The sequence below is a fragment of the Aureicoccus marinus genome (assembly GCF_002954325.1).
Classification (GTDB): Bacteria; Bacteroidota; Bacteroidia; order Flavobacteriales; family Flavobacteriaceae; genus Aureicoccus; species Aureicoccus marinus.
Window position 1 is genome coordinate 1,281,947 of the sequence record NZ_MQVX01000001.1, and the last position, 19,353, is coordinate 1,301,299.

The following is a 19,353-nucleotide window of genomic DNA, read 5'->3' on the forward strand; positions in this document are numbered from 1 at the left end:
AACTGCCTTATTCAATCACCATGAGCAGACTTGTTCTTATTCTTTTCGGAGTCCTTCTTTTGTCTAGTAATGTCCATTCCCAAAATTCGGTTGCCATTACCATTGATGACGTCCCGAATACCCGCCTTTTCCAAAAAGATGGTTACCAGTCTCGATTTCTGCAAAAGCTCGATTCGCTGCAAATCCCAGTCGCCATTTTCATCAATGAACACTTGGTGTATAAAGGAGATTCACTTTCAAAGAACTTTCGGCTTCTGAGTCAATGGGCCGAAAAAGAGCTAGTGACCTTAGGGAATCACTCCTACAGTCACCAACGTTATTCCGATACCGACTTCACAGAATACTCGACGGAAATTGACAAGGGCGAGAAAATGAGTAAGTCCTTAGCCAAAAAGTACAACAAGACCCTCAAATACTTTCGATTTCCCTACAACGACTTGGGCAAAGACTCTCTGCAGCATCACCAAGGAAGGAGTCTTCTAAAGGTTAAAGGCTATAAGATTGCACCGTTTACGATCGAAAGCTCGGATTGGATGTACAACCGGGTCTATAAGGAATTTTTAGATCAAGGAGAGTTTGAAAAAGCGCGAGAAATCGGAGAAGCCTATGTCTCCAAGACCTTAGAGTACTTTGACTTCTTTGAAGATTTCGCACGAAAGGAATACGGTCGTACAGTTAAGCACATTTACCTCTGCCACGACAATGCCCTCAACACGGACTATTTGCCCCTACTGATCCAAAAACTAAAGGAAAGGGACTATGCCTTTATTTCGATGGAGGAAGCCATGACTGATTCCATTTACCAACAAGAGGATCGCTACTACAAGAAGTGGGGAGTTTCCTGGTTTTACCGCTGGCAGAAAACCCAGAAAGAGCGGATGACTTATATGCGTCAGGAGCCCTCCACCAAGCAGATTATGGAGCTATACGAGAGTATAACCTCCCAGAAATAACAGCCCGCAGATGCTAAAAGAATACTTTAAGCTCAACTTAGCCATGCTCTGCATCAGCTCTTCGGGAGTCTTGGTGCGCTCTATTGGCCTGCCTGCAGAAACCATCATCGTAATAAGATCGATCATTGGAGGTTTACTACTGTGGATTATTCTGCGCACGACAACCAAAGGACCTAGACCCAAAATGCGTTTCCGAAAAGGTGTGGTGGCTACAGGGGTCTTTCTTTGTCTACATTGGCTGTTCTACTTCTTATCTCTCAAGGCATCGAATGTGGCCACCGCGATGATTTCGCTCTATACCTTCCCCATCCTCACGGTCTTTTTGGAGCCTTTCTTCAGAAAGTCAAAAATCAATATCCGACATGTGCTCCTTGGTGTTTTGGTATTGGTTGGCATCTTGTTTTTGGTGCCCGACCGAGAAAGCTTCGAAACCTCCCTGTGGGGAGTGATTTTCGGCTTGCTTTCTGCCGTATTTTATGCGCTCCGGAATCTCTTGCTCTCGAATCAGGTACAGCGGGAAGACTCCATGAGCCTGATGGTCCAACAACTGGTTATTACGGGACTGGTCCTAAGTCCAAGCCTGTTTTATCTAGAGAACCCCATCCGTATTCAGGACTTCTGGATGGAACTACTCATCCTCAGCGTCGTTACCACGGCATTGGGGCACACTTTATTTGTCAAAAGTCTGGAAAAGATCCGCGTTTCTACGGCCAGTATTATTAGTTCGATTCAGCCTATTTATGGGATCATTTTGGCCATTTTAATCCTTCAAGAAAACCCGCCTCTTAAAACCCTGATTGGGGGAGTACTCATTCTGGCTACAGTGATTATTGAAAGCTATAGTTCGGCGAGGGAGTAATCCTAAGACTTCTATTGGAACTTCTTTCTTCGATAATATTAATTCTGCTATCTTCTACCTTCAAGGCCCCCTTTAATCATTTTAAAATGATTTATTCTTCAATGAAAATTCTGGTATTTAATCTAGGCTTGAGTCTTCTTGGCATGACCACTCTATTGGCCCAAAGAGTTGGTTTTATCAACGACGCTGACGGATACACCAATCTAAGAGCTGCTGCAAGCAGCCAATCGGAGATTATTTCCGTGATAAGACAGGGGGAAGAATTCACTTATTATCCTAAGAACAACGCCAATTGGTATCAAGTAGACTTCAAGGGGAAGTCCGGTTTTATGCATAAATCCCGAATCAAGAGTTTAGGCCAGCTCAAAGCAGAGCTCAACAATTTTTTTAAGAAAAGTGCCTCAGCAACAAAGGATGCGGTTGAATTAGGCGAGATCGACAACGAGAAACTATTCCAGTTCACCCAGGATTACCCAAAGGCGGTTATGCAAACCTTTTGTCAACAACCCAAAAGGATTCAGGATTTTTTGCTCCAGGAATTCGAATCACCAATCCACGACTTGATCGATCTGCAATTGATCTACTCCAGGTTGGAGGCAATAGGGCCCTCCTGTTCGGATGCTAGCAAACTCAAGTCGGCATTGAAAAAAGCCGCTGGTAAAATGAGAATGAAATTGGATGAATTTAGGCCGAATGCAGTAATTCATCACGACTACCTAAAAGAAATTCCTCTGTATGATTCCAAAGGAAAAAAACTCGGGTTCCTAAAAAACGACGACAAAAACGAAGACTACATTTATTTAGAGATCGTAAGAGACAGCCTTGATTTCTTCTATGTTAAATCAAAGATGGAGATGGAATTAGAAGTAAAAGAAGGATGGATTAAAAAGAATAGGCAAATAGGAACCTACGCCAGAAACTATTCCAGGCCCTCTTTGAAGTTATACTCTCACCCGACAAAGAAATCAAAACCACAGAGCCAGATTTTAGACCGGATTCCGGAAATGTATACAGTCCAAAAAGTGTATCAAGACTGGGTGTACGTTCAAATTGAACATGATGGAGTGACCTATTCTGGCTGGTTGCAACCCAATATGCAATGTCCAAATTCCTATATGACGTGTAATTAGACTTAATCGTTAAAGCTAAGGATGAATAAAAGAGGAATCATAAAAGTTCTAATTGTAGCAGTAATGGTCGTGCCCGTTTGGCTGTTCTTTTCACCCAATAACTCGGTACCTTCTCAGGAGTATTTTACGAATACCCCTCCTCAAAAATTATTTTTTCACTTTAAAAGTGGAGGGAATCTTAATTACAATTCGGCAGAGATCAAAAACCCAGTACTCGTCGATGATTCAAATGGGCTAGATCTTATTCTGGAACAGTTTAAACTCCTGGAATACGACTATTACGCACCTCACCGTGGGAAAGTAGATTATTCAGTCTACATCAACTTTGAGGTATATGAAAAATCAAAATTCAATATTAAAATGTCGAGGATCGATGATGACTATGTTTTCTTTTTTAAAAAGGGTAAGTTCAGAAATAAAACACTTGCAGAAGAAATCATACGTATGTTGAACATTAGCTATACTGAAAGTGATAAGGATACTGCAAGTTCATCCCACTAATTGTTAGTTGGTTTAAAACGGCAGCATGACCTAGATCTTAAATTCAATAACTGCATTTGATAAAATGAAACACATACCAAGCCTCCTCTTACTTCTCGTTTGCCAACTACTTTCTGCACAGCAGTTCAGGTATGTACAAGCCGAGAGTGGCCTCGTCGTTCGGGATAAGCCCTCTCTTTCCAGCACCCGCCTTGGCAAGCTAGCTTACGGAGAAAAGGTGATGGTTTTGAATTTTACGGGAATTCAGCTCAGTATTCTGGACGAAGGGAAGACCATAAAAGGAGAGTGGTATCAAGTCAGTGGTAAATCCCAAAAAGGATATGTTTTTAGTGGCTTTCTAACAGAAGATTGTGTCTTTTCTCTGGCTACCGCAGAGAAACCTAGATGGGGTTCACTGCATGAAGAAAGGCCATTTTTAAACTACCTCTCCAACCATTTTAAAACGGTCGGAAAACAATACGATCTTAAATACGGAGAATTTAATCCGAATAACATTTGCGGTTACACTCAAGAGTACGAACAAAACATTACTTATACGATCAGTGAAACTTGTACGGAAGGAGGAGGACTAATTGAAGAAATCATCTTTCCTAAGCTGAGGCGAAAGCACATAATGGAATGGGTAGAAAAAATCCATAGTTTTAGTCCCGAAAACCCCCATAACATATGGAAAGAGGGCGATTCTAAATTCGAACCCAAGGAAGCCATTCCAGGCTGTTATTATGAAATCGATGAGCAGAAAGACGCTACCACGGTTCGCAAATACTGCGGCTGTTAGACTTTGAAAATCTATGAGTAAAAAGCTTCTACCAGTTTTAGGTTCCGGACTTCTCGTTTTGCTAGCGTTAACCGGTTTTACGCCTCAAGACAGCATAAATTGGAAAGAGGTTGTTATCGGAGATTGGTATGAGATAGGGCATACTTACATTGTGGAAGACGGTAATGAACCAATTCAAATCTCTACCCGTTTTGAGATCGCCTTCACCCCGGACAATATGTACGTTTACAATGCATATCTAGGTCAATTCACCAGAATAGGCAAATACAATGTGCAAGGAAATCAAATGTTCTTTATCGACAGCAGTACAAATGACACGCTTAGTCGTTTTCGAATTTTGGGCAACGAATTAAAATTCAAGATCCGTAATTCCAACTCTATCTACAGCTTCACCAGGTATAAGGGGCCAAACGGACTAAGTGAGTTTATCAAGGGTGATATTGACTCCCTCACCTATCGTAAAGCCCTTCAAAAACGGATAGTAGAAGAATAAAAAGCATATTTCAACTTGAAATCAATTAAAGTAAACAAGGGTGGTTTATTAATGACTTGCATTGCCAGCCTTTCCTTAATCGCCTGTATTAACGAGAAGAGGAAAACCACCAAGGATTACTTTTTGCCTCAGTATTATAGTGGAGTAGTCACCAACAAGTTTATTGACTCAAGCCAGCATTTGTACAAAAAGGTTTTTATTAAGGAGAAGTACGGCACTAAAGTCGTTCTATTTAATGGAGAAGTTGGTGGAATGTTTGACCTTATAAAAATCGGGGATTCTATAAGCAAGAAGGAAGGGACTAATGAGGTCCGGGTCAGAAGAAAGAAATTAGACACGGTCATTAGCCTACGCTTCTATGAGACGGAATAAATCACAAACTCTATAAATTCGAGTCATGAAACGATTTTATCTTATCGCTGTCCTTTGCTTATTCCTGACGGCTTGCTTCTGGGATGAACCCATTGAAGTGACGCACCTTACCAAGGATTTTAATCTGGCGTGGTGGTCTGATAGCAGACATCAAAACTTATTCTTAAACACCAATCACAACGAATATGGTGGAGTTGCCATAATCCCAGAAACGGTATATGCTCTTGGCTATAATGACGACTTTATTATTGCCAAGCAATACCCGAATTTGCAGAAGGACTTACAGAAGAGGTTATTCGCAGAGGGTAAAGAAGGCGAAGGGTTTCGTATACTCAATCCCGCAGATACCATTTATCTTTCTAAAGACGATCGGATTTACCAGAAAAATGGAGAGTGGTACCACACCAGCAATGGATGGAATCCTCCGCCCCATTTGTTTCCGTATAAAGACTCGACCTATTTCTATATTGTAGACATTCGAAGCTACGAGAACATCAAGGCCTGGGATATAAAAGAAAATATTTACCGCTTTGATGATCAGGAGGCATTTAGAAGCAAACGTGCCCAATTGGGGGTGTCTCCCGATTTGGAATTCACTATTTTCAACGAGGAACCGGATTAATCGATAAACGATTAAAGAGATGAACAGAAAAGAGTTTTTAATCACTTCCTGGCAAAAAGGGCTGAAACCCCTGCTCTTAGTTGGAGTGCTTGTTTTCTGCATAAAGTTTCTTAACGAAGTGATTGCCGAAAGCGGAACGGAAAGAATGATCCTCATTGTTCTGCTGGGGTATGGATTATTCTTGTTGAGCATTCAATTGCTAAGCTCACTATTTCAATCGGTAACTGATTGTATGTCTTCAAGTGGAACTGAACTAATGCTTAGTGAAAGTTAGGCACTATTTTTTAGTTTTCTTTTTTGATGATTTTTCCTTCTAATCTGGATTGTTTTCTGTTTGATTTTCTCTCTTCGTTTTAGGATTCTATGATGCCTTCCTATAAACACATCTTCAGGGGTCACATTGCCGATTGATTCATGGTATCTATCACTATTGTAGAAGTGTACAAATTCATCAATAGCCTGTTTTAAATGTTCAGGACTGTAGTAATTATCGAGTTTAATCACATTCTTCATGGTTCTGTGATAGCGTTCAATCTTGCCTTGCGTTTGTGGGTGAGCTGGCGCTCCTCTGACATGCTTAATGCCTTTGCTTTGGACAAAGGCTTGCAGATCGTGGGAGATGTAACAGGAGCCATTGTCTGAGAGTAACTTGGGAGCTTGGTCCTTGGTTAGCCCTGTTCTTTTTAAAGCCATCTCGAGTGTTCTACTGGCATCTGAGGCTTTCATGGAAGAACAGAGTTCCCAGGCGATGATATAACGGCTGTAATCATCCATGATGGTGGAGAGGTAATACCATCCCCATCCAATTACTCGGAAGTAGGTAAAATCAGTTTGCCACATCTGATTAACTCGAACTGTTGGGTCTTTAAAGCGATCTGACGCGCTGATCACTTGCATGGCTGGACCAGTGATCAGACCTGCTCTTTTCAGGATTCTATATACACTGGACTCCGAGATAAAGTATCCTTTGTTATCCGTGTAAAGACAAGCCAATTCCCTTGCGGATCTCTCGGGCTGCTCCAGGGCCAGGTCAAGAATGTCCTCCTGGATTTGTTCCGGGATTCTATTCCAAACCACTCGCTCGGGATTGTACTGATTCTTCAGACCTTCAAAGCCCTCTTCCTGATAACGCCTATACCAATTGTAGAAAGTGCTCTTATTGATTTTAAGCTCTGCCAGGGTTCTGTTGACTCCCAGCTCTGATCCTTCCACAATGCGGATGATCTCCATCTTCTCTGATTGTGAGTAACGCATATACGGATGGTACTTTACAAGCTTTTTTTAAGACCACGGATCTCCAGGGTTTGCTCTGCTACTGTAAGCTTTAGATCGTGATTCTCTTTCTTGAGTTCTTCTACCTCTGTGCTGTTTGCTTCCCGAAGGGTATCGCCTTGAAGTCTTTTCTTCCCCGCTTCCATAAAGTCTTTACACCACTTGTAATAAAGACCAGAGGCTATTCCTTCCTTTCTGCAAATACTGGCTACTGATTCTTCTCCCCGAAGACCTTCAAGAACAATTCTGATCTTCTCTTCTGCGGAGAACTGTCTGCGGGTTATACGCTTAATTTCTCTTACCGTTTGGCTGGCTGATTTCTTTTGTTGTTTGGCCATAATTGAATTGATTTTAAGTGATCTCCTCCCAACTCTTGGAAGGTAGAAAAGTGTCACTTAACTTTCAATCAATTCAGTCCACTTTTGGCTGACGGTTTACAATAGGCTATTATCCACAACTTCAATATAAGCCTGGCTATAATCCGAGAGCGCCATATGCCCATTGGAATGTCAAAGGAAATGCATTTCCTGATTTTTCTCCTGAATTAGAATTAGAGATTCACGGAAATGCAATTCCAACTAATTTTCTGGATAGAATGAGCATATGCACTTTTGGGATAATTATTGATAAAAAGTTAAAGGAAATAATTGAACAGCATAAGCTCCCTCCGCATCACTTTTATCCAATCAAGGTATACCATAAAAAAACACAATTACAATACTATTGGCTCCATTGGATCGTCAATGATTTTTGGGATATCATTGATTATGAAAATACCCTAGTCAAAAGATATAGTATTATCAATCCTGCTAATTTTGATATTGAACCACTTGTTTCAAAGCAGAACTTAGAAGCCTTTTTGAAAAAGGAGGAGATTGGCTTTGAATTCGGTTATGAAAAGTTGGTTTTTCGTCCTGATTTTGATTATGACATTTACGAAACCCAAGGAGCTGATTGGAATAACCTAATCAGTGAAAAATTAAAAGATGCTATGGAAGAGCAAGGCATGACCGGTTTTGAAGCCCATCCGTATAAGCCGTTGAACGTGGATGAAGATTTGGTTTAAAGGGCAACAGTGGTATCCCCTTTTGATTTCAGCACCTCAAAGCCAAAGGGACCTATTTATTGGCCATTGTATCCATTAAGCACTTCACCACGCTTAAAGAGCATTCGATTTTCTAGCCTCTCCCAATTACACATCTCTCTAAAACAAGCCACTGGATTTTACTATCTTGGGTTCAAACCGAGATAAAGACTCCCTCCACTTTATCTGCTTTAGTAGAAATAACTGAAACCATCAAGCATGAAAAAAGCACTTAAAGTTTTAAAGTGGATAGGGATAACCGCACTAGGTGTACTGCTTATCGCTGCCATTTATTTGGGAATTACTGGGGTACCCAAACCGGGGACCATGACCACCGAAAATGTTCCAAGAATTCCACTAAAATATGCAACTGAAGTGGCTAGTACCGCTAGTGGTATAGATAACTACATGCGCTTGATCGGGTGGTTTCCTGGAGACGAACCGGGCCTCTTGGTGAGGTCCTACACCCCCGCTGGAATTAAACTGGCTGTTATTGATGAATCTCAAAACCAAACAAAAGAACTAAAGGGTTGGCCCAATCTAGGGTACACCGGTAGAATGCGATTTCCAGAGGATTCCGAAAAAGGGTACTTCTTATATACAAGACAATTCAGGGGGCAACGAAACTTTTCAGATTTATAAATTCGATTTGAACAGCCAAGAAAGCACACTCCTGACCAATGGAAAAGATGCTCATTACAATTTCGCGTTCATCCCCAACAGCGATAGAATCATTTATATCAAACGCGTTATTGGAGAAACCAACAAAAGACTGTTTATCAAGGATTTGAACACCCCTGAAAAAGAAGAATTGATATTCGAATACGATGAAGAACAATACGATGGAACAGGAACCATTTATTTGGATGAATTCTCTCCGGATGGAAAAAAAATGGCTGTTCGATTGGGGTATTATAATGTTGTTCCGGCCATACTGGACCTAGAAAGTGGCGAACTTGACAAACTCCAAAACGATTCCTTACCCAATGCAACCTACACCTACCACAACTGGAGTAAAGACGGTAAAAGAATCTATTATGCGTCCTCTGCGGGAGCAGATTTCAGCGAACTGCGATTTAGGGATTTAGAATCCAACAAAGACAGTGTATTGACCGAAGATCTTCTTTGGGACGTCAGTAATATTGATGAATCTCCGGATGGTAATTGGATCGTTTTTGCTACTAATGAAGATGGCACATATAAACAGAATATTCACCATGTTCCATCAGGAACCACCAAAAAGTTCGATAAGGTAGCTGAAGGTTCTATTCCTTACGGGGTTTTTGATCCCAATCAAGATGCTACCATGGCCTTTCATGTGGAATATTTTGGCGGTGCCATGGATATTTTTAGTTACAATCTGGAAACAGAGGAGTTAAAAAAATGGACCGACAATAAATCCGAAGTAGAATCGCCTCCCAGGGTTATTCGCTACCCCAGTTTCGATATCGATACCCTCACGAATAAGAAAAGAGAAATCGCCGCTGTCTATTACCCTGTCACTAAAGAAATAGAAGGCCCGGCTCCCGTAATCATTGAGTTGCACGGAGGCCCTAATATGCAAAGTAAAACGGTTTGGGACCCCATGGTCGAGGTTCAACGAGCGCAGGGCATTGCGGTAATCGCACCCAATTTCAGAGGGTCGAGAGGATATGGTTATAATTTTATGAGCATGGATTACGGGGAAGGCAGAACAGGTGCCATTAAAGATATTGGTTCCCTCATCGACTGGATCGAAGAGCAACCTGAACTGGATTCAAATAAGATTATACTGTCTGGCGCATCCTACGGAGGTTTCTTGACTTTAGCCTGCACAGCGACTTACTCCGATCGAATACTAGGAGCTCTTGATTTATTCGGTATGACCGATTTGGTTCCGTTTTTAGAGGAAGGCGAGAAAAACGCAGACAGAAGAGCCGAATACGGTGACCCCAGCGACCCAGAAATGCGAAAGTATTTGGAAGAACTCTCTCCCATCAACAATGTGGACAAATTCGATGTGCCCCTCTTTATATTCCAAGGTGAAAAAGACTCAAGAGTCAGAGCTGACCAGTCCCGTCGCTTAGTTGAAGTCTTGAAAGCGCAAAACAAAGAATACTGGTACCTGGAATCGGCCGAAGCCGGTCACGATTTAGGTGGACCATTGACACAAGCCTATGTCATTTCCGCTCAATTGACCTTTATCAATGAACTCTTGAATAAGGAAGAGTGAAATTCTCAAGAAAGATGAATGAGGCAGGATTGCAATCATTATAATCAGTAATCTCTACTGTTTTCGAATATCCTTTTTACATAATTATTGCATAAAAGTGTCACTTAACTTTCAATCAATTCAGTCCACTTTTGGCTGACGGTTTGCATACTGAAAAGAAGGACTAAAGATCATGTAGTCGCTGTGGACTTTTTGGATTATTTGGGACTTGATTTTATTGAAAAGCATATCGATGCGATTGATCTAGTTTTTCTCAGTGGCAAAGAAGAAATGTTAGCTGACCTACAAGCACTTTCTACCTCTAAGCACACCCTACTTGTTCCCACTTTAGGGGCCCAGGGCAGTCTAGCCTTTTATGAAAATAAGATGTACAAACAAGAAGCCCTTGAGGTTGAAACCATTGTTGATTCCACTGGCTGTGGTGACGCCTTCCAGGCGGCATTTTGTTTAGAATGGATCGGCTCAAAAGACATTCAAAATTCCCTTTATGCAGGTGCTTTAGCCGCTCAAAAAGTCTTAGGCTATATGGGAGGTGTCAATACTGACTTTTAGCAGGAAGGTTATTTCGGAAGGAATTGACCAATTCCCCTGGGCAACTTTAGAAGAAAACGGTCAACTCGGTGTCAAACAATGCGCCAAAGGAAATCTGAGATGCCAGTACCGAGCATTGAGCAAAAAGTGGTAAATTTAAAAGACCTATTTGATTGTCAGCCTTTTGACATCATTAAAAACACATACCATGAGACTTAAATTCCTCTCTGCTTATCTCCTTCTAATAGCAGTTAACCTTTCCTGCGGAAATATAGACGAAAAATCAGTTTCGCAAGATGATGATGGACCTAAACTATATTTTGGAGGTGATATTCTAACCATGCAAGGAGACACTCCAAATTATGTAGAAAGCTTGGTAACTCAAAGTGGAAAAATTGTTTTTACCGGCTCTTACAAGAAAGCTTTAGAATTATATAAATCTGGCTATCAAGAGGTTGACCTTAAAGGACAAACTCTTTTACCGGGTTTCATTGATGGACACGCTCATTTTGCATCTTTTTCTGGTCAAGCTGTAGGAGCAAAAATATTACCTCCACCTGATGCAGGTGCTAAAAATATTTCTGAACTCATCAGAATTCTTAAAGAATGGAATACACCCGAAAATCGTCAACTAACTGGCTGGATATTTGGAATGGGATTCGATGACAGTGTGCTGGAAGAAAAAAGGTTCCCTAACAAGCATGATCTGGATAAGGTTACTACGGAGTTTCCTGTTATGATTATCCACATTTCAGGTCATTTCGCCGTGGTTAATTCCAAAGGGCTGGAGATGCTCAACATCAACTCCGAAACCCTAAATCCGGAGGGTGGATTAATACGAAGAGAAAATGGCAATGAACCAAATGGAGTATTGGAAGAATTAGCGGCAATACCCTACTACGCTAAGGTACTTTCACCTTCTTCGATAGAAGCAGCAAATTTGTTCTTCGAAAAAGGCCAGGAAATGGCTATTTCATACGGATATACGACGGCACATGAAGGAAGAGCCATGCTCGAAAACCATACCATGCTAGCCGAAGCAGCCCGAAATGGAAAACTTAAAATCGATGCCGTAAGCTATATCGACTATATGTTTGTTGATACCCTTATGAATACGGAGTGGTACAGCAAAGCCTATGACAATCATTATAGAATCGCAGGCATGAAACTTACTTTGGATGGATCCCCACAGGGAAGAACTGCTTGGAGAACAGAACCCTACCTAATCCCTCCGGATGGCGCCCAAATGGGATATCAAGGCTATCCTGCAATTCCACAAGACAGTGTTGTACAAGCACTCTACGAAAAAGCCTTCAGAAATAACTGGCAAGTCATTACACACGCCAATGGAGATGCTGCCATGGATCAGATGATACGAACCATGCAATTAGCTCAAGAAAAATATGGCAATTCCAACAGGCGGAGTGTTTTAATCCATGGACAATACGTTAGGGACGACCAATTAGATAAATTCAAAAAGCTACAGGTTATTGCCTCTCTATTCCCTTTACATACTTTTTATTGGGGTGATTGGCACAAACAAATTATTGGAGATAGTCTTGGTAACCGCATCAGCCCCACACGAACGGCACTTGACAAAGGATTAAAAATAAGCATACACACAGACGCTCCGGTAGCTTTACCTAACCTGATGAGAATGATCGGCATTTCGGTCGAACGCAAATCACGTTCAGGTCAAGTAATAGGACCAGAAGAAAAACTGACACCCTATGAAGCCCTGCAGGCCACAACGATATGGTCAGCTTATCAACACTTTGAAGAAGAGCACAAAGGAAGTCTCGAGGAAGGAAAATTAGCCGATATGGTCATTTTAAATAAGAATCCTCTAAAGGTTGCCGAAACCGAAATAAAAGACATTCTAGTAACGGAAACAATTAAAGAAGGTACTACCATCTTTAAACTTTAAACAGCAGTGATTACTGGTCCTTTGTTAAGCAATATACTCGATTGCGGTTTGACCATGGTTGCGGAGAAAAAAGGTTCCGTCAGAATAGGATCGAAAGACAAAGCTATAGAAGATTTTAGCACAAGAAATATGAAAAAAATACCGCTGTTTTTAATTCTATTGTCTTTTCTGGTTTGCGGTTGCCAAAAAGAATCCAGAGAACCCTTCGCAGTAATTGATATAACAATTACAAACCACCGCTTCCTCGATAGTCTAATTATTTATGACAAAGAGCGTTCATGGAGTATTATCTCTACTTTTCGATTTAATCAGGCCAATAAGCAAATAGACACCTTGGTCGTAGACAAGACCAAAAGGTATCCCTTTTATTCATTTACCCAGGGAGTCCAGAAAGATATAGGAGAAATAATGATTGCTCCAAAGGGCAAAATATCGATTAGTATAGACGAAAAAGCTCCTATGGAGTCTATCTTCTACAAAGGCAGATTCGAGCGATCCAATAACTTTTTAGCCTATTCCAATTATTACCAAAACCAGCTCGCTGAAACTGTTCGGGATGGAATCGATCAAAAAAACCTTGAAAATCTCATTCAAGACAGGAGTTCTCAGATTAAAAAGAAAGGAAAATCCTTGAATATAGCAGATAGTCTATTGGCTTATGTAAACGAGGATTTCAATAGATTCTCAGAAACTCTTCAGAAGAAGAATGAAAAATACCTTTACAAAAGATCCTTGGTCAACAAAATAGGTAACCAGTTTTCTTTTAAAGACAGGAACAAGGCCAATGTTTCGCTGGAAAAATACAGAGGAAAGTATCTTTATATTGACGTTTGGGCCACCTGGTGTAAGCCATGTATAGTAGAATATCCTTATTTAAAGGAATTAGAAAAGCAGTTTTCAGCCAATAGTGATCTGCAAATCATATCAGTTAGTACCGACAAAGACTTCCAAAAATGGCAGGATCATCTCGAAAAAAAATCAATCGATGGGGTTCAACTGTATTCAGGCCCTGAGTCTGATTTCGTTACATTCTACGATATTGGTGCTTTACCGCGGTTCATCTTTTTAGATCAAACAGGAAGGATTATAACCCCTGATGAACTACGGCCCTCTGATGCCAATCTTGCGAAAAAAATAAACGCTGTCATGAATGACTCGTTGAAAGAGTAAAATACGGGTGTTGGCCATGCCATTCATGCTTTTGAAAATAATTTTGAATAATAGAACAGCGCGCACAGCCACAAAACAGAGAATTAAACGATTTACTAATTAATCAAAGCTAGAACTATAATGAAAACACTAACAATACTTAAAAGTTACTTGCTCAATTTGTTCCTCCTAGCTGTTCTTTCTATCGGGCTTTCGTGTTCATCGAAGAGCAAGAGTACCCTTGTATGGGTGAACAGCATGAAATCAGTATGCACTGATAAAGAGGGTGAATTAAATTGTTTATCCATACACCGAGGAGATTCTATCGTAGATCCCAACTGGGAAATAATAGCATCAGAAATAGAAGGTTTTGATTTTGAACCCGGTTACTTTCAAAAAATTGAAATAAAGGAAGAGCTCGTTGCTAATGATTCGTCCTCAGAGGAATCAGCCGTCAAATACACCTTCGTAAACCGGCTAGAAAAGATATTTGATAAGCGATTCACACTGAATGACATTTGGGTTCCCAATCGAATTTTAGGGAATGATATAAATGATTCCGTTCCCTTGCCTCGCATGGAGATCAATCTCTCCAAAATGCAACTATTAGGAACCAATGGATGCAACAATTATCGGGGTAAGATAGAACAAATCACATCAACAGAAATAGAATTTGGGAGGATAATGAGCACTAAAAAAATGTGCCTTCACCTGGAAATTACAAACCAATATGACAAAGCTCTAAACTCTTCTAAATCCTATAAACAGAAAGAAGGGGAGTTAACTTTCTTCGATTCTGATGGAGTAGAAACGTTGAACTTCAAAAAAGTTGATTGAAAATTAGGTGGTGAGAAATTTCTAAAAATCATGCGGAGCCAAACAGACGGTTGGTGTGATTGAAGATTTGCCCTTTTGAAGGCTACATTTTTAGGGAAGGCTACAGCTGAAAATCACACAGGAGAATTATAATTGAACTTTCCCTATTGTTGTCAATAAGCAGGTGCCTAAAATTAACAATGGGATTCGGATTTAATTTATTCTTCATTTTCATTCTTCTCCCATTGACAGGGATTCTTTTGATAGCCTGGCTTCTTTCAAAAAAAGTGTTTTATGGAAAAGCACTTGGACTCATTTGGCTAGGATTCATTGGACTAGTTCTTCTATCGGGCATTGCTGGGTGGTTGACTTCAAAAACACAATTGGACAAGGACGATTACTACGGCGAATATGTTATTAATAGGGACTATTTCAAAGGCGAACAGACTGATTGGCAATACAATCATTATCGATTTGAAATAACAGAAGAAGATTCTATTTTCTTCTACGTGACTGACAAGGAGAAAATATTGGAAACATTTCGGGGGAAAATTACAACGACGACACCATATGATTCCGCACGCCTAATTATTGAAATGGAACAATCGACTCACCATATTTTGACAAGTAATCCGACAACTTACAGAAGTACTTGGGATTTCTATTTGGTGTTTAAATCGCCCAAATTTCACAATGTATTCTTCAAGCAAGGAAAATGGAGACCGATAGAATGAAATCGTAAATGCTGAGTGCACTATTATTCAACATAGGATTGCCTTCTGCATCCTTAACCCTCCCCTTTGCAAATACAAACCCCAGCGCCTAGCGCGCTGACGGTTTATTTTCTCGGAAATACCAAAGCAAGCTTCGCATTTCCGCAAAAAATAGCCCCGCATCTTTCGATGCGGGGTTTGTGCTTGTAGTGATCGCGGCAGGATTCGAACCTGCGACCGTCTGCTTAGAAGGCAGATGCTCTATCCAGCTGAGCTACGCGACCAGATGCCCTAAAAGGGATGCAAATGTACAAAGTTTTGCCGTTTTTTAAAGCGGAATATTTCGAGCTCTTCCCCTTAACTTTGAAGAAAGCGGTAAAGAGATTTCTGCCCGCCCTAACAAATCCACTTCCAGATGAAAATTACCTTTCTAGGCCACGCCTCTCTACAAATAGAACTCAGTGATAAGATCCTTTTGGTCGATCCCTTTATCAGCGGTAACGAGCTGGCCAAAGACATTGATCTCAATAGCCTGAAGGCCGATTACATTCTTTTGACCCACGGGCATATGGACCACGTTTTGGATGTGGAAGCCATTGCAGCAAACAATCCAGGGGTGACTATTATTTCGAACTATGAGGTAACCCAGTGGTTTGGGGCCAAAGGGCTCAATGGGCATCCACTGAACCACGGCGGAAAGCAGACTTTTGACTTTGGGGTGGTCAAGTACGTGACGGCTATCCACTCCAGTGTACTACCTGATGGTTCCTACGGAGGGAATCCGGGTGGCTTTGTGATCGAAGCCGATGGCAAGACCCTCTATATTGCAGGAGACACCGCCTTGACCTACGATATGAAGTTGATTCCGGAGCTGGGGTATAAACTTGACCTGGCCATCCTCCCGATTGGCGATAATTTCACCATGGGGATTGAAGAAGCGGCTATGGCAGCGCAATTCGTGCAATGCAAAACAGCCATGGGCTACCACTACGACACCTTCCCTCCCATCGCTCTGGATAAGGACAAGGCGAAAAGCCATTTTGCCTCCCAAGGCATCGAACTGCTCTTACCAGCTATAGGGGAATACCATGAAATTTAGGGGGATTTAACGCTTTCCTTACATCAAAACCCTTGCTGAGAACGCAAAACCCTTAATTTAGAAGGCAGCTTTTGCGCTATGAAACCATTTACACGCTCTTTTCGACACCTGGCAGTTCTCCTTGCTTTTTGCAGCCTCAGTTTTCTTTCGGCCCAAGAAAACACCTACCGCCTGTTGGTCTTTGAAGGTTCCGACTGGTGCGCGAATTGTCGCCGTCTTGAAAAGAAAGTCCTCTCCAAAGAACTGACCCAAGCCTTCTTTGAAGAAAAAGGCATTGCCGTACAAAAAGTGGATTTTCCTCAGCGCAAAAAACTTGATGCCGAGGTGCTGGCTCAAAACAAAGCCCTGGCAGAACGCTACGGCTTTAGAGGAGTGTTTCCGACCGTCCTACTGGTCAAAACCAGCTCCGATGAATCCCAGACCATCCCTTACCGCAACCAAAACCCGGAGGAATTCATAGAACTCGTCACCTCTGCAATACAGAGGAAGCCGTGATCGAATACCAGGAGCAACACAAACTCATGGGGTGCCAGTTCACCCTCGGTGTGGTCGCTCCGGATCACCAGCAAGCCAAGTCCTGGATTGCCCTCGGGGTACAAGAAATACAGCGGATTGAAGCCTTGCTTTCTGAATTTCAGGAAGGCTCCGAAATCTCTAAAATTAACCAAGCTTCCCCGGGTACTCCTGTGGCGATCAGTGAAGAGACCTACGGCCTCTTGCGCCGCTCTGAAGGGCTTTCGCGCCTGACCAAAGGGGACTTTGATATTAGCGTAGGCCCCTTAAAAGGCCTCTATCAATTCAAAAACAAAGACTTTTGCCCGCCTTCCGATAGCGACCGCCTAAAAGCACTAAAAGCCGTGGGCTGGAATAAGCTCAATTTGAGTCGCCCCGGACAGATCACCAAGAACCAAAAGAATATGCGCCTTAGCCTGGCCTCCATCGGCAAGGGCTATGCCGCGGACAAAGTCAAACACCTTTGGCAAGAACGGGGTGTTCCTGGAGGGTTTATCAATTCCAGTGGAGACCTCAGTGCTTTTGGAACGCGGCCATCCAAAGAACCTTGGAAGATCGGAATCAGCCATCCGGACCAGCCGGAGCAATTGCTTTTGCATCTACCTGAACAATCAGGCCCTGGCTACTTCCGGCGATTACCACCAGCATTTTATGCACCAAGCAAACGCTACTCCCACACCCTCAACCCCAAAACGGGCAAGCCCACCACCGGGCTGAAGAGTGTGAGTGTCATTGCCCCGAGTGCGGAGCTGGCCGATGCCCTGGCGACGGCTCTCTTTGTCAAAGGCGTCAAAAACGGCCTGGCCCTGGTGAACCAATTGCCCCAGACCCACGCCCTCTTTATTGACGATAACAACAACCTGCATTTTTCTAAACACCTGCACTATGAAGCCATTGAAGCTGTTGCTTAGTCTTGTATTGCTCTTGGGGTTCGCCTCCTGCGCCAGTGTAAAGCCCTACGAAAGGCAGTACCTGGACGATGCGGCTATGAAGCTCAAAAGCGACACCTGCGGCCTTTATAAAGGCTATGTTTTTTCGATTCGGGAAGGCTCCACGCCGGCTTCCGGAGCAAAAGGCAGTGGGGGCTGCGGATGTAACTAACAGCAGATGAAAAAGAACAGTTTTCTTGTGGGAACGCTGGCCTTTGTGCACTTCTTTGCGCAAGGGCAAAATTCTGATATCCCCAAAGAAAACAAAGTCAACCGGACCGATGTTGAGCTGGTCTACAACAACTACATCCAAGACGGCAACAATTCAGCCGTCACCGGTGGTCTGGGAACGGAAGAACTCTATGTCTACGGCCCTTCCCTCACCCTGACCAAGACCAAAGGGCGCACGGTCTTTTCGACCAATGTGGGAGCCGACATCATCTCTTCCGCCTCCACCGACAATATTGATTTCGTGGTTTCTTCCGCCTCTATTCTGGACGCGCGCTCTTACCTGAATTACGGAGTGAGCCACCTCATGAAAGATGAGCAAACCACCTGGTATACGGGAGGAGGTTTGTCGATCGAAAGTGATTACCTCTCGCTCAGTCTAAAGGCCGGGATGCTCTTCGAAAACAAAGACAAAACCCGGACCTACTCGGTCCAGTTTCAGCGTTTCTGGGACGACCTTCGCTGGGGTCGCCTGCAGGATGGGCTGAACCTCTTTAAACCCCGTCGTTTGATTTACCCAGAGGAACTTCGGTTTCGGGAATGGCACGAAAACACCAAGCGGCACTCCTACAACTTTCAGTTCGGCTTGGATCAGGTGATTAATAAACGCTTACTGCTGGGGATCTATCCGGAGTTCACCTACCAGGACGGCTTGCTTTCGACCCCCTTTCACCGCGTCTATTTTGACGACGGCACCCTCGCCGTTGAAGCCCTGCCCTCCTACCGCTACAAAGGCTCCCTCGGCCTAAAACTCAACGCCTTTTTGGGCGGACGCTACATCTTGCGCAACACCATCAACGGCTATGCCGATAGCTTTGGAGTTCGCGGTATCAGCATCGAAAACGAAACCGTCATCAAGCTCGATCCCAGCTGGTCTGTAGCCCCCTCGGTTCGCTACTACACCCAGCAAGGGTCCCGCTACTTTGCTCCCATTGGACAGCACAACCCCGGTGCCGACTACGCCACCTCGGATTGGGACCTGGCCGACTTTCATACTTGGACCCTGGGCACCCAATTACGCTACAGTCCCCAGGCCTATGTCTCGAAGCGCATGAAGTTCAACGCCATGAACCTGCGCTACAGCTACTACAACCGGTCCAACGGCCTTTACGGGCACTTAATTTCGTTGAGTATCGAAACCTCCTTGGACAAGAAACAGCGCTAGCTCCGAC

The 19,353-nt window shown here is 42.8% G+C and carries 22 protein-coding genes, 1 tRNA gene and 1 pseudogene; 22 read left to right on the forward strand and 2 right to left on the reverse strand.

What is annotated here, in order from left to right:
- Window positions 1-20 precede the first annotated feature (20 nt).
- The 9 genes from BST99_RS05920 to BST99_RS05960 all read left to right on the forward strand — a co-directional run bounded on the left by BST99_RS05920 (window position 21) and on the right by BST99_RS05960 (window position 5,982).
- Complete coding sequence (locus tag BST99_RS05920; RefSeq protein WP_105000983.1) at window positions 21-953, forward strand: polysaccharide deacetylase family protein; 933 nt, start codon at window positions 21-23, stop codon at window positions 951-953.
- Window positions 954-963: 10 nt separating this feature from the next.
- Window positions 964-1,812 (forward strand): DMT family transporter, encoded by an 849-nt coding sequence (locus BST99_RS05925; RefSeq protein WP_105000984.1) that lies wholly within the window; start codon window positions 964-966, stop codon window positions 1,810-1,812.
- Window positions 1,813-1,913: 101 nt separating this feature from the next.
- Window positions 1,914-2,942, forward strand: a complete 1,029-nt coding sequence (locus tag BST99_RS05930; RefSeq protein WP_219843817.1) for an SH3 domain-containing protein — start codon at window positions 1,914-1,916, stop codon at window positions 2,940-2,942.
- A gap of 21 nt (window positions 2,943-2,963) precedes the next feature.
- A complete protein-coding gene (locus BST99_RS05935; RefSeq protein ID WP_105000986.1) occupies window positions 2,964-3,443 on the forward strand; it encodes a hypothetical protein in 480 nt (159 codons plus the stop codon).
- Window positions 3,444-3,507: 64 nt separating this feature from the next.
- A complete protein-coding gene (locus BST99_RS05940) occupies window positions 3,508-4,221 on the forward strand; it encodes an SH3 domain-containing protein (protein WP_105000987.1) in 714 nt (237 codons plus the stop codon).
- A 13-nt stretch (window positions 4,222-4,234) separates the two neighbouring features.
- Entirely contained in the window at window positions 4,235-4,714 is a 480-nt protein-coding gene (locus BST99_RS05945) for a hypothetical protein (protein ID WP_105000988.1), read from the forward strand.
- Between the two features lie 51 nt (window positions 4,715-4,765).
- Window positions 4,766-5,086 (forward strand): hypothetical protein, encoded by a 321-nt coding sequence (locus tag BST99_RS05950; protein ID WP_181044168.1) that lies wholly within the window; start codon window positions 4,766-4,768, stop codon window positions 5,084-5,086.
- A gap of 25 nt (window positions 5,087-5,111) precedes the next feature.
- A complete protein-coding gene (locus tag BST99_RS05955; RefSeq protein ID WP_105000990.1) occupies window positions 5,112-5,708 on the forward strand; it encodes a hypothetical protein in 597 nt (198 codons plus the stop codon).
- Between the two features lie 19 nt (window positions 5,709-5,727).
- Window positions 5,728-5,982: a hypothetical protein gene (locus BST99_RS05960; RefSeq protein WP_105000991.1), complete on the forward strand. Its 255-nt coding sequence runs from the start codon at window positions 5,728-5,730 to the stop codon at window positions 5,980-5,982.
- On the opposite strand, the pseudogene BST99_RS05965 reads toward BST99_RS05960, so the two are convergent.
- Window positions 5,979-7,318, reverse strand: a pseudogene (locus BST99_RS05965) (IS3 family transposase). The gene BST99_RS05960 and the pseudogene BST99_RS05965 sit on opposite strands and share 4 nt — an antisense overlap.
- Window positions 7,319-7,575: 257 nt before the next feature.
- Here BST99_RS05965 and BST99_RS05970 point away from each other — a divergent pair.
- The 8 genes from BST99_RS05970 to BST99_RS06005 all read left to right on the forward strand — a co-directional run bounded on the left by BST99_RS05970 (window position 7,576) and on the right by BST99_RS06005 (window position 15,433).
- On the forward strand, window positions 7,576-8,046 hold the full coding sequence (locus BST99_RS05970; protein ID WP_105000992.1) for an imm11 family protein: 471 nt from the start codon (window positions 7,576-7,578) through the stop codon (window positions 8,044-8,046).
- A 237-nt stretch (window positions 8,047-8,283) separates the two neighbouring features.
- A complete protein-coding gene (locus BST99_RS05975; RefSeq protein WP_105000993.1) occupies window positions 8,284-8,706 on the forward strand; it encodes a hypothetical protein in 423 nt (140 codons plus the stop codon).
- 7 nt (window positions 8,707-8,713) lie between these two features.
- Window positions 8,714-10,276, forward strand: coding sequence for a S9 family peptidase (locus tag BST99_RS05980; RefSeq protein ID WP_105000994.1), 1,563 nt, complete (start codon window positions 8,714-8,716; stop codon window positions 10,274-10,276).
- A 183-nt stretch (window positions 10,277-10,459) separates the two neighbouring features.
- Window positions 10,460-10,828, forward strand: coding sequence for a PfkB family carbohydrate kinase (locus tag BST99_RS05985; RefSeq protein WP_245916198.1), 369 nt, complete (start codon window positions 10,460-10,462; stop codon window positions 10,826-10,828).
- A 187-nt stretch (window positions 10,829-11,015) separates the two neighbouring features.
- Window positions 11,016-12,734 (forward strand): amidohydrolase, encoded by a 1,719-nt coding sequence (locus tag BST99_RS05990; protein ID WP_105000996.1) that lies wholly within the window; start codon window positions 11,016-11,018, stop codon window positions 12,732-12,734.
- Window positions 12,735-12,788: 54 nt separating this feature from the next.
- Complete coding sequence (locus tag BST99_RS05995) at window positions 12,789-13,904, forward strand: TlpA family protein disulfide reductase (protein ID WP_105000997.1); 1,116 nt, start codon at window positions 12,789-12,791, stop codon at window positions 13,902-13,904.
- Between the two features lie 120 nt (window positions 13,905-14,024).
- On the forward strand, window positions 14,025-14,720 hold the full coding sequence (locus BST99_RS06000) for a DUF4377 domain-containing protein (protein ID WP_105000998.1): 696 nt from the start codon (window positions 14,025-14,027) through the stop codon (window positions 14,718-14,720).
- Window positions 14,721-14,899: 179 nt separating this feature from the next.
- On the forward strand, window positions 14,900-15,433 hold the full coding sequence (locus tag BST99_RS06005) for a hypothetical protein (protein ID WP_105000999.1): 534 nt from the start codon (window positions 14,900-14,902) through the stop codon (window positions 15,431-15,433).
- 189 nt (window positions 15,434-15,622) lie between these two features.
- Here the strand turns inward: BST99_RS06005 and BST99_RS06010 are convergent.
- Window positions 15,623-15,696 (reverse strand) — tRNA-Arg (locus BST99_RS06010).
- Window positions 15,697-15,827: 131 nt separating this feature from the next.
- On the opposite strand from BST99_RS06010, the gene BST99_RS06015 reads away from it, so the two are divergent.
- From BST99_RS06015 to BST99_RS06035, 5 genes are all read left to right on the forward strand, one after another.
- Window positions 15,828-16,511: a metal-dependent hydrolase gene (locus tag BST99_RS06015; protein WP_105001000.1), complete on the forward strand. Its 684-nt coding sequence runs from the start codon at window positions 15,828-15,830 to the stop codon at window positions 16,509-16,511.
- Window positions 16,512-16,589: 78 nt separating this feature from the next.
- The gene (locus BST99_RS06020; protein WP_105001001.1) at window positions 16,590-17,006 is read left to right on the forward strand and encodes a thioredoxin family protein; all 417 of its coding nucleotides are present in this window, start codon (window positions 16,590-16,592) and stop codon (window positions 17,004-17,006) included.
- Window positions 17,003-17,935, forward strand: coding sequence for an FAD:protein FMN transferase (locus BST99_RS06025; protein ID WP_105001002.1), 933 nt, complete (start codon window positions 17,003-17,005; stop codon window positions 17,933-17,935). Before BST99_RS06020 ends, BST99_RS06025 begins: the two co-directional genes overlap by 4 nt.
- A complete protein-coding gene (locus BST99_RS06030; protein WP_245916199.1) occupies window positions 17,910-18,125 on the forward strand; it encodes a DUF4266 domain-containing protein in 216 nt (71 codons plus the stop codon). The genes BST99_RS06025 and BST99_RS06030 overlap by 26 nt, the downstream gene beginning before the upstream one ends.
- A 6-nt stretch (window positions 18,126-18,131) precedes the next feature.
- Window positions 18,132-19,346: a DUF3570 domain-containing protein gene (locus BST99_RS06035; protein WP_105001004.1), complete on the forward strand. Its 1,215-nt coding sequence runs from the start codon at window positions 18,132-18,134 to the stop codon at window positions 19,344-19,346.
- The last annotated feature ends 7 nt before the right edge of the window (window positions 19,347-19,353 follow it).

Bases quoted from the DNA above. Each gene is read 5' to 3' on its own strand.
- BST99_RS05920 (WP_105000983.1), top strand. From the start codon at position 21: ATGAGCAGACTTGTTCTTATTCTTTTCGGAGTCCTTCTTTTGTCTAGT.
- BST99_RS05925 (WP_105000984.1), top strand. From the start codon at position 964: ATGCTAAAAGAATACTTTAAGCTCAACTTAGCCATGCTCTGCATCAGC.
- BST99_RS05930 (WP_219843817.1), top strand. From the start codon at position 1,914: ATGAAAATTCTGGTATTTAATCTAGGCTTGAGTCTTCTTGGCATGACC.
- BST99_RS05935 (WP_105000986.1), top strand. From the start codon at position 2,964: ATGAATAAAAGAGGAATCATAAAAGTTCTAATTGTAGCAGTAATGGTC.
- BST99_RS05940 (WP_105000987.1), top strand. From the start codon at position 3,508: ATGAAACACATACCAAGCCTCCTCTTACTTCTCGTTTGCCAACTACTT.
- BST99_RS05945 (WP_105000988.1), top strand. From the start codon at position 4,235: ATGAGTAAAAAGCTTCTACCAGTTTTAGGTTCCGGACTTCTCGTTTTG.
- BST99_RS05950 (WP_181044168.1), top strand. From the start codon at position 4,766: ATGACTTGCATTGCCAGCCTTTCCTTAATCGCCTGTATTAACGAGAAG.
- BST99_RS05955 (WP_105000990.1), top strand. From the start codon at position 5,112: ATGAAACGATTTTATCTTATCGCTGTCCTTTGCTTATTCCTGACGGCT.
- BST99_RS05960 (WP_105000991.1), top strand. From the start codon at position 5,728: ATGAACAGAAAAGAGTTTTTAATCACTTCCTGGCAAAAAGGGCTGAAA.
- BST99_RS05970 (WP_105000992.1), top strand. From the start codon at position 7,576: ATGAGCATATGCACTTTTGGGATAATTATTGATAAAAAGTTAAAGGAA.
- BST99_RS05975 (WP_105000993.1), top strand. From the start codon at position 8,284: ATGAAAAAAGCACTTAAAGTTTTAAAGTGGATAGGGATAACCGCACTA.
- BST99_RS05990 (WP_105000996.1), top strand. From the start codon at position 11,016: ATGAGACTTAAATTCCTCTCTGCTTATCTCCTTCTAATAGCAGTTAAC.
- BST99_RS05995 (WP_105000997.1), top strand. From the start codon at position 12,789: ATGGTTGCGGAGAAAAAAGGTTCCGTCAGAATAGGATCGAAAGACAAA.
- BST99_RS06000 (WP_105000998.1), top strand. From the start codon at position 14,025: ATGAAAACACTAACAATACTTAAAAGTTACTTGCTCAATTTGTTCCTC.
- BST99_RS06005 (WP_105000999.1), top strand. From the start codon at position 14,900: ATGGGATTCGGATTTAATTTATTCTTCATTTTCATTCTTCTCCCATTG.
- BST99_RS06015 (WP_105001000.1), top strand. From the start codon at position 15,828: ATGAAAATTACCTTTCTAGGCCACGCCTCTCTACAAATAGAACTCAGT.
- BST99_RS06020 (WP_105001001.1), top strand. From the start codon at position 16,590: ATGAAACCATTTACACGCTCTTTTCGACACCTGGCAGTTCTCCTTGCT.
- BST99_RS06030 (WP_245916199.1), top strand. From the start codon at position 17,910: ATGAAGCCATTGAAGCTGTTGCTTAGTCTTGTATTGCTCTTGGGGTTC.
- BST99_RS06035 (WP_105001004.1), top strand. From the start codon at position 18,132: ATGAAAAAGAACAGTTTTCTTGTGGGAACGCTGGCCTTTGTGCACTTC.